Below are 16,383 nucleotides of genomic sequence, written 5' to 3'. Positions count from 1 at the left end.
GCAATTGCCGTCGGACAGCCACAAAACAAGGCAATTTGCATCATTCCGTGCTAGAACCAGTGGTATTGGCCATCTTATGGCCAGTGGCCAATACCCACTGACTCGCCGGACTGTCGCACATGAAAACTAGAAAAAACGCCGCAGCAACTGCAAAGGAAGCAACCCTGGCAGATATCGCCGACAACCTGCTGGCGCCGCCCGCGCTGCCGGTATTGAGCGAAAGCGGCGAGCAGTATCTGTACTTCACCGAGCGCGATATCGAACGCATCCTCGATAACCTCGATGGCTTGCGCAATATGGTGTTCCCGCTCAGCGATCCACTGGACGAAGGCGAATCGAGCCACATCCAGCAATTCCCTTCGGTGTGCCTGATCGGCCTCGGCCGCTGCGGCTCGAACATCGCTCTGGACGTCGCCTCGCTGGTCTACAACGCACGCCAGTTCTACCTGGAAGAGTTTCACAGCGAAGCCACCGCTGCCATCGAGCAAACCTCGCGCCCCAGCCGCTGGATACGCAGCAATCTGCTACGCACCCCGAGCAAGCGCAGCAAACCGGTATTCCTGATCGAGCCACTGGTGATGCTCGGCGACCTGGACAAGGACATCGCCGGGCGCATCCGCTTCTCGCGCAAGGGCGAGACGAGCGGTTTTCTCGACGACTACAGCAAGATGAAGATCATGGACCTGTCCGAGGTGCATGCCGGTGGCGCCGGCAATGCGCCGATTCTCGGTCAGTACCTGGCCAAGATCATCCTCAACAAGGACACCCAACGCTTCTCCAACGAAGACTGGAAGTTCATCCATAGCTACCTGATCGACTCCTGCGGCATCAAGGCCAACCAGTCACGCCTGTACTTCTATATCTTCAGTGCCGGTGGCGGCACCGGCTCGGGCATGGCCTCCGAATTCGGCCTGGCGCAGCAGTTCGCCTACATGAGCAAGACCTTCGACGACAAGACGCCGGAGGATGGCGAAGCCGAGCGTGGAGGTTTCGTCTTCGAGCCGATCTTCACCAGCGGCATCTGCATTCTGCCGAACATCTCCGACCAGCGCAGCGAGATGTCCGAGGCGCTGCACATCAACGCCGGGCGCCTGCTGTGCAAGTACCTGGCCGAGGAATGGGACTTCTCCTACAACTTCGACAACGAGCAGAACAGCGCCGAAAGCGTGATGCGCCGCATCCGTCCCTGGAACGCGATGATGCTGATCTCCAACGACATCATGCGCTACGCCGAGGAAAGCGGTGACGGCAGCATCCACAACATCGACGTGACCGCCATGGAGCGCCACGCCAACCAGTACATCTCGCAGCAGATCTTCAACATCCTCACCGCCCAGGCGGTGACCAGCGACTACGACCAGAATTACTTCCGCCGCGCCGGCATCGACATCGGCGAGACGATCCGCCTCGACGCCAACGACCTGTTCATGAGCCTGGCCGGCCCGGTGGCCGTGGCCTATGCCGAATCCGTGGTGCCCGACCAGCAGGCCCAGCTTTCGGAGAAATTCCGTGTGCTGGACAAGGAGCAGAGCCAACCACGGCTGAACATCGACGACCTGTTCTTCCGCTCCATCGACCTGCCGCATTTCAACAAGGTCACCCAGGCCATCGAAGGCATCAGCCTGCTGCCGATAGAATCCAAGCGCTATCGCCAGGCGCTGGAACAGTACAAATCCAGTGGCTACGATGCTACGGAGCTGAGCGAACTGCATTTCTTCAAGAACTGCTCATCGGTGGTTTCCATCGTCTCGCTGCCCAAGGACTACAAGCTGTCCTACATGGATCTGAACCGCCTCAAGACCCACCTCAACAACCTGTTCCCCAACACCACGCTGAAACGCTACGCGCTGGTGATTGGCGCTTCGGCCAACCTCTCGCTGACCACCCTGATCGTCAAGAGCCCGTGCCTGTCGGATGATTTCCTGACCCTGATCGTCGCCTACATCAAACGCTGCTTCGCCCGCGACCAGTACCGCTTCGACGAAAGCCTGGATGACGCCATGCTCGAATTCATCGTCTCCGAGCGCTTCAACGAGGCACAACTCGACGCCATGCTCAATGAATACGAAGACCCGGCGAAGATCCTCGACACCAACTGGTACGCGATCAAGCCGATGTACGAGAAGAAGTACCGCGAGCTGATCCACGACACGGAGAAATTCGTGTCGATCAACGACATCCGTCTGTCGCGCGAAAGCGTCAAGCAAGCGATCAAGTACCTGCGCGAAATCTACCGCCACCGTATCGGCAAGACGCGGGTTATCTCGCTCAACGACTACGGAAAGTAGCCGCCCCGCGTGGGCAAGAGCCCGGCACAGCGCCGGCAGGCAGGGCGGGCATAAGCATGCCCGCCCCTGCACGAATGAATCAGGTGCGCTGCTGCCACTGCGCCAACCAGCCTAGGCTGGCCAGCGTGCCCTCCTCTCCAGGCCTGTATTCGGCGCCCAGCCAGCCGCCATAACCGCTATCGCGCAGGATGCCCAGCAACGGCGCGAAAACCAGCTCGCCGCTGCCTGGTGCGCCACGCCCCGGCACATCGGCGAACTGCACATGGCCAATGCGTCCGGCCAGCAGGCGCAGGCCGGCAGCCACGTCCAATCCCTGACGGGCCATGTGGTAGAGGTCGTACTGCGCGGCCAGATTCGGGTGATCCACTGCGCGCAGCAGCGCATCCAGATCCTCCGGCGTATTGATCAGAAAGCCCGGCATGTCGATCGGGTTGATCGCCTCCACCAACACGCGGATGCCCAACGTCGCGAAGGCCTCGGCGCTCTTGCGCAGGTTGGCGGCCAGGCAATCCAGCGCCTGCTCGCGGCTCACGCCTTCGGCCAGGCGGCCGGGCAGCACATTGATGCAGGCCGGGCGCGCCATGGCGGCGTAGGTCAGCGCCTCCTGCAGGGCGGCGTCGAACTCGGCCTGGCGCGCCGGCACGCTGGCCAGGCCGGGGCCGCCGTTCATCAGATCGCCTACCGGCACATTGATCAGCACCAGCGGCAAAGCGGTCAACTCCAGCACTTCTTTCAGGGCTACCGCTGGCAACTCATAGGGGAACTGAATTTCCACGCCATCGAAACCCGCCGTCATCGCCGCCAGCACGCGCTCGCGCAGCGGCAACTCGGTAAACAGCATGGACAGGTTGGCCGCGATCTTCATGGGCATTGCTCCCGCAGCATTTCCACCAGGGTGGCAGGGTCGCGTTCCAGGTTGCCCTGGCTGCCGTGCAGGCGCATCAGCTGCGCGGCCAGGCCGCTCATGGGCGTGGCGCTGCCCTGCTCGCGCGACAGCTTCACTGCCGTATCGAGGTCCTTGAGCAGCGTGCGCACGTGCCACTTGATCGGCTCGAACTGGCTGGCGGCCATCTGCGGCGCGAGAATCTGCAGCGGCTTGGAATCGGCGAAACCGCCGGCCAGCGCCGGGGCGATCAAGCTGGCGTCGACGCCGGAGCGCTCGGCCAGCGCCACCACTTCGGCGATCACCAGCGCGTTGCAGGCCACGAACATCTGGTTGCACACCTTGGTCACCTGCCCGGCGCCCACCTCGCCCATGCGCGTCAGGCGCTGGCCCAGATGCGCCAGCACCGGGCGCACACGCTCCACGTCCTCTTCCCGGCCGCCAGCCATGATCGCCAGCGTGCCGGCCTCGGCACCCGGCGTACCACCGGAAACCGGCGCATCCACCCAGCGCATGCCAGTACGTGACTCCAACTCGGCGGCCATCTCACGGGTGGCCGCCGGCTCCAGGCTGGAAAAGTCCACCAGCAACTGCCCCGGCCGCGCACCCTCGACGATCCCGCCCGGGCCGAACACCACCTCACGCACCACCTCGGTATTGGCCAGGCAGAGCATCACCACATTGGCATCGCGACACAGTTCGGCAGGGTTCTCCACGCGATGCGCGCCCTGCGCCAACAGCGGCGCACACTTGTCCGGCGTGCGGTTCCACAGGGTCAACGGGTAGCCTGCTGCGAGCAGGCGGCGGGTCATCGGCAGGCCCATCAAACCAATCCCGGCGAAGGCCAGGGCGGGAAGCGTTGCGGTCATCGATCAACTCCAGGCAGTTCGTATCCAGCGCGCATCTTAACCCCGGCGTCAGTTGCGTGCTGCCGAGGCTGCATCGGCAGCGTCGGGCCACTATACTCCGCGCGCCTTCACCGCTATTGAACCGGAGAATCCGACATGTTCAAGAACACCCTGGCGCTCGCCGCCGGTATCGCCCTGTCCGTATCTGCTGTATTCGCGCAAGCTGCCGACGTCCTCAAGGTCTCGGCCATCCCTGACGAAGCCCCCACCGAGCTGCTGCGCAAGTTCAAGCCGCTGGGAGCCTACCTGGAGCAGGAACTGGGCATGAAGGTGGAGTTCGTGCCGGTGGCCGACTACTCCGCCGTGGTCGAAGCCCTGGCTGCCGATCGTATCGACATGGCCTGGCTCGGCGGCTTCACCTTCGTCCAGGCACGCCTGAAGACCGGCAATGCCGTGCCGCTGGTGCAGCGCGAGCAGGACGCCGAGTTCACCAGCAAGTTCATCACCTCCGACCCGGCGGTGAAATCGCTGCAGGATCTGCAAGGCAAGACTTTCGCCTTCGGCTCGGTGTCCTCCACCTCCGGCAGCCTGATGCCGCGCTACTTCATGCTGCAGGACGGCATCAAGCCGGAAGACTTCTTCAGCCGCGTGGCCTATTCCGGCGCCCACGACGCCACCGCTGCCTGGGTACAGGCCGGCAAGGCCGACGCCGGTGTGCTCAACGCCTCGGTGTGGCAGAAGCTGGTCGATGGCGGCAAGGTCGACACCGACAAGGTCAAGGTCTTCGCCACCACCCCGACCTACTACGACTACAACTGGACCGTGCGCGGCAACCTCGACGCCGATCTGCAGGCGAAGATCAAGAGCGCCTTCCTCGTCCTCGACCCGGCCAAGCCGGAACAGAAGGCGATTCTCGACCTCCAGGCCGCCAGCCGCTTCATCGAAACCACGCCCGAGAACTACGAAGGCATCGAGGAAGCCGCTCGCGCCGCCGGTCTGTTGAAGTGAGCATCGCCCTGCGTGGCGTGGGCCTGGCCCACGCCAACGGCAAGGTCGCGCTGGAGAACATCGACCTTGAGGTCAGCCCCGGCGAACGGGTAGCCATCATCGGCCCCTCGGGCGCCGGCAAGACCACCCTGCTGCGTCTGCTGGCCACCGGCCTGCAACCTACGCGCGGCGAGATCGACCTGCTGCAGCACAACCCCTGGCGTCTGGCTGCCCGCCAGCGCCAGCGTCTGCGTGCGCGTATCGGGCTGATCCACCAGGCGCCGCCTTTACCGCCGCGTCAGCGCGTGGTCACCGCCGTGCTGGCAGGCAAGCTTGGCCAGTGGTCAGTGGCCAAGGGCCTGCTCAACCTGCTGTATCCGCTGGATGCCAGCGGCGCCCAGGCCGCGCTTGCGCGGCTGGACATCGCCGACAAGCTCTACCAGCGCTGCGACCAGCTCTCAGGTGGCCAGTTGCAGCGCGTCGGCATCGCCCGCGTGCTGTACCAGGCGCCGGAGCTGATCCTCGCCGATGAACCGGTCTCGGCTATGGACCCGGTGCTGGCCGGCCATACCCTGGCCGTGCTCAACCGCGAAGCCGCCGCACGCGGCATGACCCTGCTGGCCAGCCTGCACGCCGTTGACCTGGCGCTGGCGCACTTCCCGCGGGTGATCGGTATTCGCGACGGGCGCATCGCTTTCGACCTGCCGACCGAACAGGTGCAGCCCGAACAGTTGCAGGCGCTGTATGCCAACGAACAGCTGCAGGCCACGCCCAGCTCGCCCGTGCCACCGCAACCGACGCATATCCCGCGATGCTGACCACCGCCCCACGCGACCCCGCCGCCCTGCCGCGCCTGCTGATCAGCGTACTGGCGCTGCTGTTGTTGTGGCCGGGCCTGCGCCTGAGCGAGCTGGATCTGGCCGTGCTGATCGATGGCGACAACACCCGCGCCATGGGCAACTTTCTCGCCGGCTTCTGGCCGCCCGCGCATGACGGCGAGTTCCTCGCCCTGCTCGGCCGCGCCACCCTGGAAACCCTGGCCATCGCCACCGCCGGCATGAGCCTGGCACTGCTCATCGCCATACCCGCCGCACTGCTGGCCAGCCGTGCGCTGTCGCTGTCGGCCGTGCACCGGGGTGGCCGCCCGGCCTGGTGGGCGAACCTGGCGCGCTGGCCGGTGCGCGGCTTGCTGATCTTCCTGCGCAGCGTGCCGGAAATCGTCTGGGCGCTGCTGTTCGTCCGCGCTGTCGGCCTCGGCCCCACCGCCGGAGTACTGGCCATCGCCATCACCTACGCCGGCATGCTCGGCAAGGTGTATGCGGAAATCTTCGAATCGGTCGACGCCCGCCACACCCGCGCATTATTGGGTGCCGGTAGCAGCCGCCTGAGCGCCTTCGCCTACGGCGTGCTGCCCAATGCCGCCGGGGAAATGCTCTCCTACACCGTGTACCGCTGGGAATGCGCCATTCGCGCCTCGGTGGTGATGGGCTTCGTCGGCGCCGGCGGTCTAGGACAGCAGATCGACCTGTCGCTGCGCATGTTCGCCGGCGGTGAAGTGGCGAGCATGCTGCTCACCTTCCTGTTACTGGTACTGCTGGCCGACCAGTTCAGCCGTCTGCTGCGCGCGAGGCTGACATGAGAGCCGGCAACCTGATCCTGCTCGCTGCCATTCTCGCTGCGGTGATCGCCTCGTTCCTCTATCTGGGCATCGACCTAGGCGCTCTGGTCGCCGGCGACAGCCTGGCGCAGATGGGCCAATACGCCAGCGGCTTCCTGCAGCCGGACTTCTCCAGCGCACACCTGCAGGCCATTGGCCGTGGCGCCCTGGAAACCCTGGCCATGTCCGCCCTCGGCACATTGCTCGCCGCCCTGCTCGGCCTGGCCCTGGCACTGCCCGCTGCCGGACGCTTCGGCGGCGCCGCCCTGCACGTCACACGCCTGCTGCTCAACGCCCTGCGTGCCATTCCCGAACTGGTGTGGGCGGCGCTGATGGTGCTGGCCGCAGGGTTAGGCCCCAACGCCGGCACCCTGGCCCTGGCGCTGCACACTGCCGGCGTGCTCGGCCGCCTGTTCGCCGAAGCGCTGGAAAACACCCCGCGCGAACCAGCCGATGCCATCCGCAAAAGCGGCGGTGGCCGTATCGTCGCCTTCTGCTACGGCACCCTGCCCGGCGTCTGGCCGCAACTGCTGGCCTACAGCCTGTACCGCTGGGAGAACAATATCCGCATGGCCAGCGTGCTCGGTTTCGTCGGTGCCGGCGGTCTGGGGCAGATGCTCTACATGAGCCTCAGTCTGTTTCAGGAAGCGCAGGCGGCCACGGTGATCCTGGCCATGCTCCTGCTGGTGCTGGCGGTGGATGCCTTGAGTGGCTGGGCCCGGCAGCGCTGGGTCAGCGGCTGAGCGCAGACGCGCCTGCCAATACGACAGTCAGCACACACCACCCCACTAAACAGGCCCGCAAGCAGCAGCGCGGACACAGCAAGGCAAGCGCAACGACAAACGTATCGGTTCAGCGTTCGTTGCATCGAGGCAACAGTTCTTTGCCCAAACCCCGGTTTAATCAGCTTGCTGACGAGGCGTATAAACGAATAGCGACATATCGCCGCATCGATTATTCGAGGAGATTCGTCATGAACGTGACCGTACATGAGCGTGACAACCAACATCTTTCCCGGGAAGCCCGTGCCATGGGCATCGTGGTCTGGGATGTGATTCAGAATGGCGAACTGGTCGGTATTTTCCCGAGCCGGGATGCAGCCGACGCCTATCGCAAAGAGCTGGAAACCTCGAAACAGCAAGGGTGAGCAGAGGCTGTTGCCGTTTCAGCCGAAACGGCAACAGCTTCGCGGCAATGTTCACCCTGCCAGCCAGCACAGGCCAAGGCTCGCCATCCAGGTTTCCGGGCAACTTACGCCGACCAGGCGCAGCGAAACGCTCACAGATCCAGTACCAACGGCTGCAGGCCATCTGCGCTCCGCGCAGGTACGGCGCAGCAGATCAGCACATCACCCGCATCCGGCAGCTCGAGTGGTGGCTGCGGATAATGCACCTGACCGCTGACCAGGCGTGTCCGGCAGGTGCCGCAGGTGCCGCCCCGGCAACTGAATTCGGGCGTCAGGCCACAACTTTCCGCCAGATGCAGAAGGCTACCGCTACCCGGTTTCCAGCTCGCCTCCTTGCTCGATGCACTGAAATGCACCGCCACCGCCTCGTTCGCGGCAGGCGGCTGCGTCAAGACAGCGCTCTGGCTATCACGGCGACGCGTCAGCGTCGAAGGGCCGAACGCCTCGGCATGGATGCGTTCATCAGCGATATTGAGAGCACGCAGGCCATCGTAGATCGCCTGGGTAAAGGCTGCGGGGCCGCACAGATAGAAGTCGTAATCGTCGAACGGCAGCGCCGCCTTGATCTGAGCCAACTCGATACGCCCGTGATGTTCATAGTCGAGTCTCAACAGCGCGTCCGCTTCCGGGGCGCTGAGAGCGCGGTGAATCTTCAGTAAACCACCTGCACGCTGCACCAACTCGCGCAGCTCGGCCTGGAACGGCAGATCAGCGAGCGTCCGCGCGCCCTGGAAAAAATGCATGCGCTTGCCCTGCCCCAGCGCTACCTGCTCGCGCAGCATCGACAACAACGGCGTAATACCGACACCAGCGCCGATCAGCACCAATGGCCTGTCGCTGTCGCAGTTCAGGGTGAAGCGGCCCAACGGCGCACGCACCTCCAGTACGTCACCGACCCTGACCTGCGCATGCAGATATCGCGAAGCCACACCCTGCGCCTTGACGCTGATGCGCAGATAGCCGTCTGACGGTGCGCTGGAGAGGCTATAGCTGCGCAGCAGGGGTTCACCGGCAGCGCCGCTGATGCGAATGGGCAGATGCTGGCCGGCGGCGAAACTCGGTGCAGCGCCCGTTTCCGGGGCCAGCACGAAGGAGCGGATATCGGCGCTTTCCTGCTGTAAGCTCTGCACACGCCAGCGCTGCCAGGCATTGTGCGGCTCAGGCTCACGCAGGCGGGCATCGGCTTGTGTCCAGGTGCCGGTCATCAGGCTGGTCGGCGCATAGGCCTCGAAGTCCCAGCGCAGCGCAACCGCCGCCGAACGCAGCACCACCTGCTCAACGTCGAAGGTCCTTAGCCGCTCGGCGCCGGCAAAGGCCTCGATGAGCGGGCTGTCGAGGATCACCTCGGCACGGCCGCCCAGTTGCAGCACATCGCCCGTGGCGAAGTCGATGAACAACAGGCCGGCGCGTGGATTGACGCTGAGGTTGCCCAGGGTATTGAAGGCCAGATTGCCGGCGTAGTCGGGAATGGTCAGACGATTGCCCTCCACCCGCACGAAACCAGCACGGCCACCACGGTGGGAAACGTCCACCGCGCGGCGGCCATCGTCATGCTCGACGTAACTGGCGACGAAGAAGGTATCGGCGCGGCGGATCATCTTCGCACTGCGCACATCCAGTTCGCTCGCATCCAGGCGCTCGCCCCCCCGCGCCTGCACGCGGCGGTAGTGGCGCAGCTGGATGTACTGCGGGCAGTTGCCGAAGGAATGCTCCACGGCGATCTCCAGGCGCTGCGCCGAAGCCTGGCGAATCTGCCCATTGATGCGATTGCGCCGCCGCGTGTGCAACTCGATGCCGAGCAGGCCGACGGCATCCCCCGCGCCAAGGCCGGCGATAGCCTGGTCAAGCGGATCGAGGGCCATGGCGGCGAGATCGAATGACAGCTGACGCGGGTCCGGCGAGGTGACGAAGCCTTCTTCGCCTTCGATCAGAGTGGCCCAGGGCTGGCCCGCGCGATCCACGGCCCCAGCGATCATGAACGGCAGGCGCTGAAAGAATTCGCGGTGCTGCTCCGGCATATGGTCACGGATCATCTTCTGTCCAAGTGCTTCCATACGCTCGGCGACGCCGACCTTTTCCTGCAGCTGTCTTTCACCGGCGTGCCAGGGCGAATGCCGGCTGGGGAGCTGTTGCATGCTGCGCCTCCTTCCGAGGGGCTGCCGGTTCACCCGGCAGCGGCTGTGTATCAGGCTTGCAGACCGGCGGCGGTACGCGGCATCGGCACGAAGCCCGGCAACGCTTCGATGCGGGCCAGCTAGGCGCGGATGTTCGGATAGGGCTCCAGCGAAACGTTGCCCTCCGGCGCATGGGCGGTGTAGGAGTAGTTGGCGACATCGGCGATGCTCGGCTTGGCGCCGGCGAGGAACGGGGTGTCGTTCAGCCCCCCCTCCATCACGCTGAACATCGCATGGGCGCGATTGATCACTTCGTCGCTGTTGAACGAGTAACCGAACACCGTAACCAGCCGTGCAGCACAGGCACCAAAGGCCAATGGCCCTGCAGCCGCCGATAGCCAGCGCTGTACCTTGGCCGCGGCGGCTGGCTCCTCAGGCAGCCAGTCCTGATTGCCGTAACGCTTGGCCAGGTAGACCAGAATGGCGTTGGAGTCGGCAACGATGGTGCCGCCATCATCAATTACCGGCACCTGGCCAAAGGGGTTGAGGGCGAGGAACTGCGGTGTCTTGTGCGCGCCCTGGGCTAGATCGACAAAGATCAACTCAGTGGGCAGTTGCAGCAGTGAGAGCATCAGCTCGGCGCGATGGGCATGGCCGGAACGGGGAAAGTTGTACAGCTTGATGGCGGGACGGGACATGGCGATGACTCCTTGGGAGGGGGGTTGGCCAGCGCGAGACGGCTTGTTTTCGCGACGATGGCGCCATGGTCTACCCATTCAAACCAGAGAAGAATCACCACGCAGAGCAATCCACTATTTCACTTTTCGCAATTACTCCTGCGCAAATGCCGGATGGGTACGCAGCCGCGGCACGGCGAAGTCGAGAAAGCTGCGCACCCGCGCCGCCGCCCGGCGCCCTTCGCGGTAGTACAGCTGCACCGGCAAGGGGGGCGGCGCAATGCTCGAGCACGGTCAGCAGTTGCCCTGTCTGCAGCTCGTGATGGGCCTCGTAACTCAGGCAGCGGGTCAGCCCGAAACCGGCGAGTGCTGCACGAATGGACGCCTGCGGTGTGCTGCAGGTCAGCCGTGGCGTGACCTTCACTGTTTCCTGTGCAAAGCGCCACTCACCCACGTGGCCGGTCGACGAGGTGGCGATGGTGCGGTGTTCGAGCAAGGCTTGCGGCATGGCCGGTCGGCCCCAGCGCTGCAGATAGGCCGGCGCCGCGCAGATCAGCGGGCGCACCTGCCCCAGCGGCACGGCGAAACCGGAGGAACTGGGCAGGTGGCCGACCACCACAGCCAGGTCGATCCCCTCCTCCAGCAACCTCGGCAGCTCTTCGCGCACCCGGGTAGTCAGGCTGACCTCAGGAAATGCCGCCAGGTAGGCGACGGCGATAGGCGTCAGCACCTGATGCATCATCAACCGCGGCAGGGCCAGGTTCAGCTCTCCGGCCGGACGGGCATGCAGGCCCGTCACCGATCGCTCGGCCTCGTCCAGCCGCTGCAGAATGCGCTGGCAGCTATCGGCAAAGCGCGCGCCAGCCGGGCTCAGGCTCACGCCACGAGGCCCGCGCAGCAGCAGGGTGCTGTCCAGACGCTGCTCCAGGCGGGTCACGCTGCGCGTCACCGTGGCCTGCGACAGTTGCAGCGCCCTGGAAGCCGCTGCCAAACTGCCCGCCTGCGCCACGGCAAGGAACACCTGCATTTCACGGTGCTGGCTCATGCCGTGGATGGCGTCCCAGCCGCGCGCAGTGCCGGGTCGAGACGAAAGCTCTCGACGCAAAAGTCGACGAAGGTGCGCACCTTGGCCGAAACCTGGCGCCCCCCCTGATAAATGATGTGCACCGGCACAGCCGGTGGCTCGAAAGCTTCGAGCAGCAGTTCAAGCTCGCCGCGCGCCACAGCCTCGGCCACCTGGTAGGACAGCGCGCGGGTGTAGCCCCAGCCCAGGCGTGCGGCGCAGATCGCCGCCTGGTTGGAGCTGACGATGAGGCGTGACGCGGGCATGAAGCCGAAGACACCCTCGGCGCCGACGAACTGCCACTGGCTGAGCAGACCGTTGGCGCTGGACAGGATGATGGGCGCATCGCGCAGCTCATGCGGATGCTGCGGCCGCCCGACGCGGTCGAGGAAGGCCGGTGCAGCACAGACCACCGGACGAATCTGCCCGACCTGCATTGCCTGATGATCACCAGCAGGCAGCGTGCCGATGCGCACGGCCACGTCGACGCCCTCCTCCATCATGTTCACCACGCGGTCGACCAGCAACGCGTTGATCTCCACGTCCGGGTAGCTGTCGAGGTACTGGGTGATGCGCGGAATCAGGAACAACTCGCCGAACATCACCGGCGCCGTCACGCTAAGCCGGCCCCGTGGCCGGACGCTGCCACCAGCGGCCAGTTCCTCGGCCTCTTCCAGTTCCAGCAGGATGCGCCGGCAATCCTCGACATAGCGCTGGCCGGCTTCGGTCAGGCGCAGGCTGCGGGTATTGCGCGCCAGCAGCAGCGTGCCGAGGCGCGCCTCCAGCGCTGCGACGGCGCGGGTCACGCTGGGCGGCGAGATGCCCAGCAGCTTGGCGCCGCCGGCGAAGCTCTCGGCCTCGGTCACGGCCAGCAGCACCTTCATTTCCTGAAACCGATCCATCGTCACCGCCCGTTTCGTTGCCGCGAGGGCACAGGATAACGCCTCAGCGCCTGCTCAATGCCAGGCGCGCGGCGAACAGCAGGAAGATCAGCCCCGTGCTGCGATCCATCCACCTGATCACCGCCTCGCGCCGCAACCAGCGACCGAGCGGCTGGGTGGCGCCGATCAGCAGCGCCGCCCAGACCAGGCTGAGCGTCACGTGGATGCCTACCAGGCCGAAGGTCCAGGCGATCAGCGGCTGCCCCTGCGGGATGAACTGCGGCAGAAAGGACAGGTAGAAAATCCCCACCTTGGGGTTGAGCACGTTGCCCAGCAGGCCGCGCAGGAACCAGTTGGCATCAGGTGTGCCGCTCACCTGCGCGGGCGCCAGCGAGGTACGCGGACGCAGCAGCATATTCAGCCCGAGCCAGGCCAGATAAGCCGCGCCGCAGTACTTGAGCAGGTTGTAGCCGAACTCGGACACCGCCAGCAGCGCGCCCAGGCCGAAGGCCACGGCAGCGCCCCAGATCAGGCAGCCGGCATTGATGCCCAGCGCCGCGCGAAACGCCTGTCGCCGGCCTTCGACCGCTGCGGTGCGCAGTACCAGCGCCGTATCGATGCCAGGCGTGAGGGTCAGCAAGGTGGCGGCCAGGGTGAAGGCGATCAGGTTTTCGGCAAAGGGCATGGATTGGCGCTCCGGACAGGGCAGAGCGCGAGTATAAACAGCGCATCGCTGGCCGTCGTGGGGCCAGCGATGTCGTAGGGTGCGCCATGCGGTGCGTGTTGCCGGTGGCGCCAGCGGTGTTTATCCGCGATACGCCTCGAACAGCCCAGTGGCCCCCATGCCGCCACCGACACACATGGTGACGATGCCGTAGCGCAGCTCGCGGCGCTGCAGCTCACGCACCAGATGGCCGACCTGGCGCGAGCCGGTCATACCGAATGGGTGGCCGATGGAAATGGAGCCGCCGTTGACGTTGTACTTGTCGTTGTCGATCTCGAGTTTGTCGCGGCAGTACAGGCACTGCGAGGCGAATGCTTCGTTGAGCTCCCACAGGTCGATGTCGTCGACGCTCAGGCCCCTGGCCTTGAGCAGCCTGGGTACCGAGAACACCGGGCCGATGCCCATTTCGTCCGGCTCGCAGCCGGCCACGGTAAAGCCACGGAAGTAGGCCTTGGGCTTGAGGCCCTGCGCCAGCGCCTTTTCCAGACTCATCACCAGGGTCATGGAGGCGCCATCGGACAATTGCGAAGCATTGCCGGCGGTGACGCTACCGGCCGGGTCGAACGCCGGCTGCAGCTTGGCCAGCGATTCCAGGGTGGTGTCCGGGCGGTTGCAGTCATCGGCCTCGACCACACCGTCGAGAATCTTCTTCTCGCCGCTGGCCTTGTCTTCGACCTGGTACTTCACCGCCATCGGCACGATCTCGTCGGTGAACAGGCCTTCGGCCTGGGCGCGCGCGGTGCGCTGCTGGCTCTGCAGGGCATAGGCGTCCTGGGCTTCGCGGCTGAGGCCATAGCGGTTGGCGACGATCTCGGCAGTCTTGCCCATAGGGTAATAGATGCCGGGGTTGTCCTGTTGCAGCAGCGGGTTGAACAGGTTGTCCATGTTCATGCTTTTCAGGGTCATGGTGATGGACTCGACGCCGCCGGCGACGATGATGTCGCTGCAACCAGACGCCACCTGGTTGGCGGCGATGGCAATGGCCTGCAGGCCCGAGGAGCAGAAGCGATTGAGGGTCATGCCCGCCACCGGGTTGCCCAAACGCGAGAGCACCGCGACGTTGCGCCCGATGTTCATGCCCTGCGCGCCCTCGTTGGAGCCGGCACCGACGATGCAGTCATCGACCAGCTTCGGGTCGATGCCGTTGCGCACCAGCAGCGCATCGACGCAATGCGCGGCCATGTCGTCTGGCCGGGTCATATTGAACTTGCCGCGGAAGGACTTGGCCAGGCCAGTCCGCACGCTGTCGACGACCACCACTTCACGCATGACGCACCTCGTTGTTATTGGATGGCGAATGGCGTGAAGATAAATCCAGCCGATCCCAGGGTGCGACCATCATTGATCTGGCGTATACGCGGCGATGCTGGGGCAGTGCACGGATGCAATCCGGGGCGAAACAAAAGCATCGCGGCTAAAGCCCCTCCCACGGCTCCCCTGTAACCTGTGGGAGCGGCTTGGCGGCATTCCGCTTTAGCCGCGACAAGACATCAATCCCTGGCGAATGCCGCCTCGATGGCCTCGTTGATGGTGCGCAGCACCTTGACCCGGGCGAAGCGCTTGTCGTTGGCCTCGATCAGCGTCCAGGGCGCGATCTCGGTGCTGGTACGGTCGACCATATCGCCTACCGCATCGGCGTAGTCGTCCCACTTTTCACGGTTGCGCCAATCCTCTTCGGTGATCTTGAAGCGCTTGAACGGGATCTGCTCACGCTCCTTGAAACGCTTCAGCTGGGTCTGCTGATCGATGGCCAGCCAGAACTTCACCAGGATCACTCCGGCATTGGTCAACTGCTCTTCGAAGTCGTTGATCTCGCCATAGGCGCGCAGCCAGTCGGCCTGGCTGCAGAAGCCTTCGACACGCTCGACCAATACGCGGCCGTACCAGCTACGGTCGAAGATGGTGAAATGCCCGCGCGCCGGGATATGCCGCCAGAAGCGCCACAGATAAGGCTGAGCGCGCTCCTCCTCGGAGGGTGCCGCCACCGGCACGATGCGGTACTGGCGCGGATCGAGCGCGCCGGTCACGCGGCGGATGGCACCGCCCTTGCCGGCGGCATCGTTGCCCTCGAATGCAGCGATCAGGGCGTGCTTGCGCATGCGCTTGTCACGCATCAGCCCGGACAGGCGCGCCTGCTCGGTGGCCAGTTGCTCCTTGTAGTCGTCCTTGCTCAGCGCCTGGGTCATGTCCAGGCTGGCCAACAGGCCGCTGCTCTGTCCGGAAACCGGTGCAGCATGTGGTCGCCCCACTGTGCCTTGCTGCCGCGCCAGCGCCGCCTGCAAGCCTTCGAGCAGAATGCGCCCGACGGTGAGGCTGCGGTAATAGTGATCGACGCCCTCGACCACGTACCAGGGCGCGTAGTCGCGGCTGGTGCGGCGCAGGATGCGCTCGCCGTAACGCACGAATTTGTCGTAGGTCTTCGACTGCTGCCAGTCCAGCGGGCTGATGCGCCAACTGTGCAGCGGGTCATCCTTGAGCGCTTCGAGGCGCGTCTTCATCTGTTGCTTGGACAGGTGGAACCAGAACTTGAAGATCAGCGCCCCCTCATCGCAGAGCATGCGCTCCAGATGCTCGGCAGCATCGATGGCCTGATCCAGCACTGCATCCTTGAACTGGCCATGCACCCGCCCCTGCAGCATCTGGCTGTACCAGTTGCCGAAGAAGATGCCCATGCGCCCCTTCGGCGGCAGTTGTCGCCAGTAGCGCCAGGCCGGCGGCCGCGCCAGCTCTTCATCGGTCTGCACATCGAAGGTGCTGACCTGGATCAGCCGCGGATCCATCCACTCGTTGAGCAGCTTCACCGTCTCGCCCTTGCCGGCGCCCTCGACACCGTTGATCAGTACGATCACCGGGAAACGCGCCTGTTGCTTGAGTTCGTACTGCGCCTCCAGCAAGGCCTCGCGCAGCGCCGGCTCTTCGGCTTCGAACGTGGCCTTGTCGATACTGCGGCCGATTTCGGCGGATTCGAACATGCAATGACCTCCCTGGAATGGTCATCAGAGCCTAACGGATAGAACGCGACTTTGCCTGACGGCGGCCAGCAGCGGATTGATCTGCGCCGGGAAAAGCGCCTGC

Annotated in this window: 13 protein-coding genes and 2 pseudogenes; 6 read left to right on the top strand and 9 right to left on the bottom strand. The window is 64.9% G+C overall.

Annotated elements, in window-relative coordinates; genetic code table 11:
* Window positions 1-119: 119 nt before the first annotated feature.
* Entirely contained in the window at window positions 120-2,288 is a 2,169-nt protein-coding gene (locus tag J7655_RS06685) for a hypothetical protein (protein WP_230927100.1), read from the top strand.
* A 79-nt stretch (window positions 2,289-2,367) separates the two neighbouring features.
* Here J7655_RS06685 and J7655_RS06680 read toward each other — a convergent pair whose 3' ends face one another.
* Window positions 2,368-3,153 carry a hydroxypyruvate isomerase family protein gene (locus J7655_RS06680; RefSeq protein WP_230927099.1) on the bottom strand — a complete coding sequence of 262 codons (786 nt, stop codon included), beginning with the start codon at window positions 3,151-3,153 and terminating at the stop codon, window positions 2,368-2,370.
* Window positions 3,150-4,040, bottom strand: a complete 891-nt coding sequence (locus J7655_RS06675; protein ID WP_230927098.1) for an NAD(P)-dependent oxidoreductase — start codon at window positions 4,038-4,040, stop codon at window positions 3,150-3,152. The genes J7655_RS06680 and J7655_RS06675 overlap by 4 nt, the downstream gene beginning before the upstream one ends.
* A 135-nt stretch (window positions 4,041-4,175) precedes the next feature.
* Between J7655_RS06675 and J7655_RS06670 the strand changes: the two genes are divergently transcribed.
* The 5 genes from J7655_RS06670 (at window position 4,176) to J7655_RS06650 (ending at window position 7,810) form a co-directional block, all read left to right on the top strand.
* Window positions 4,176-5,027, top strand: a complete 852-nt coding sequence (locus J7655_RS06670; RefSeq protein ID WP_230927097.1) for a putative selenate ABC transporter substrate-binding protein — start codon at window positions 4,176-4,178, stop codon at window positions 5,025-5,027.
* Complete coding sequence (locus J7655_RS06665) at window positions 5,024-5,824, top strand: phosphonate ABC transporter ATP-binding protein (protein WP_230927096.1); 801 nt, start codon at window positions 5,024-5,026, stop codon at window positions 5,822-5,824. The genes J7655_RS06670 and J7655_RS06665 overlap by 4 nt, the downstream gene beginning before the upstream one ends.
* On the top strand, window positions 5,818-6,645 hold the full coding sequence (locus tag J7655_RS06660) for a PhnE/PtxC family ABC transporter permease (protein WP_230927095.1): 828 nt from the start codon (window positions 5,818-5,820) through the stop codon (window positions 6,643-6,645). Before J7655_RS06665 ends, J7655_RS06660 begins: the two co-directional genes overlap by 7 nt.
* Window positions 6,642-7,406 (top strand): phosphonate ABC transporter, permease protein PhnE, encoded by a 765-nt coding sequence (gene phnE, locus J7655_RS06655; protein WP_230927094.1) that lies wholly within the window; start codon window positions 6,642-6,644, stop codon window positions 7,404-7,406. Before J7655_RS06660 ends, phnE begins: the two co-directional genes overlap by 4 nt.
* Before the next feature lie 230 nt (window positions 7,407-7,636).
* Complete coding sequence (locus J7655_RS06650) at window positions 7,637-7,810, top strand: hypothetical protein (RefSeq protein WP_187272846.1); 174 nt, start codon at window positions 7,637-7,639, stop codon at window positions 7,808-7,810.
* A 131-nt stretch (window positions 7,811-7,941) separates the two neighbouring features.
* Here J7655_RS06650 and J7655_RS06645 read toward each other — a convergent pair whose 3' ends face one another.
* The 7 genes and pseudogenes from J7655_RS06645 to pap all read right to left on the bottom strand — a co-directional run bounded on the left by J7655_RS06645 (window position 7,942) and on the right by pap (window position 16,280).
* Window positions 7,942-9,984 (bottom strand): pyridoxamine 5'-phosphate oxidase family protein, encoded by a 2,043-nt coding sequence (locus tag J7655_RS06645; RefSeq protein WP_230927093.1) that lies wholly within the window; start codon window positions 9,982-9,984, stop codon window positions 7,942-7,944.
* Between the two features lie 50 nt (window positions 9,985-10,034).
* A pseudogene (locus J7655_RS06640) lies at window positions 10,035-10,661 on the bottom strand (glutathione S-transferase family protein).
* Window positions 10,662-10,793: 132 nt separating this feature from the next.
* A pseudogene (locus J7655_RS06635) lies at window positions 10,794-11,685 on the bottom strand (LysR family transcriptional regulator).
* Complete coding sequence (locus tag J7655_RS06630; RefSeq protein WP_230927092.1) at window positions 11,682-12,605, bottom strand: LysR family transcriptional regulator; 924 nt, start codon at window positions 12,603-12,605, stop codon at window positions 11,682-11,684. The pseudogene J7655_RS06635 and the gene J7655_RS06630 overlap by 4 nt, the downstream one beginning before the upstream one ends.
* 43 nt (window positions 12,606-12,648) lie before the next feature.
* Window positions 12,649-13,269 (bottom strand): LysE family translocator, encoded by a 621-nt coding sequence (locus tag J7655_RS06625; protein ID WP_230927091.1) that lies wholly within the window; start codon window positions 13,267-13,269, stop codon window positions 12,649-12,651.
* 120 nt (window positions 13,270-13,389) lie between these two features.
* Window positions 13,390-14,577 (bottom strand): thiolase family protein, encoded by a 1,188-nt coding sequence (locus J7655_RS06620; protein ID WP_230927090.1) that lies wholly within the window; start codon window positions 14,575-14,577, stop codon window positions 13,390-13,392.
* Between the two features lie 221 nt (window positions 14,578-14,798).
* On the bottom strand, window positions 14,799-16,280 hold the full coding sequence (gene pap, locus J7655_RS06615; protein WP_230927089.1) for a polyphosphate:AMP phosphotransferase: 1,482 nt from the start codon (window positions 16,278-16,280) through the stop codon (window positions 14,799-14,801).
* Window positions 16,281-16,383 lie beyond the last annotated feature (103 nt).

It is taken from the genome of Pseudomonas wenzhouensis, from assembly GCF_021029445.1.
GTDB classification, from domain to species: Bacteria; Pseudomonadota; Gammaproteobacteria; order Pseudomonadales; family Pseudomonadaceae; genus Aquipseudomonas; species Aquipseudomonas wenzhouensis.
This window is presented reverse-complemented; position numbering and strand designations above follow the sequence as displayed.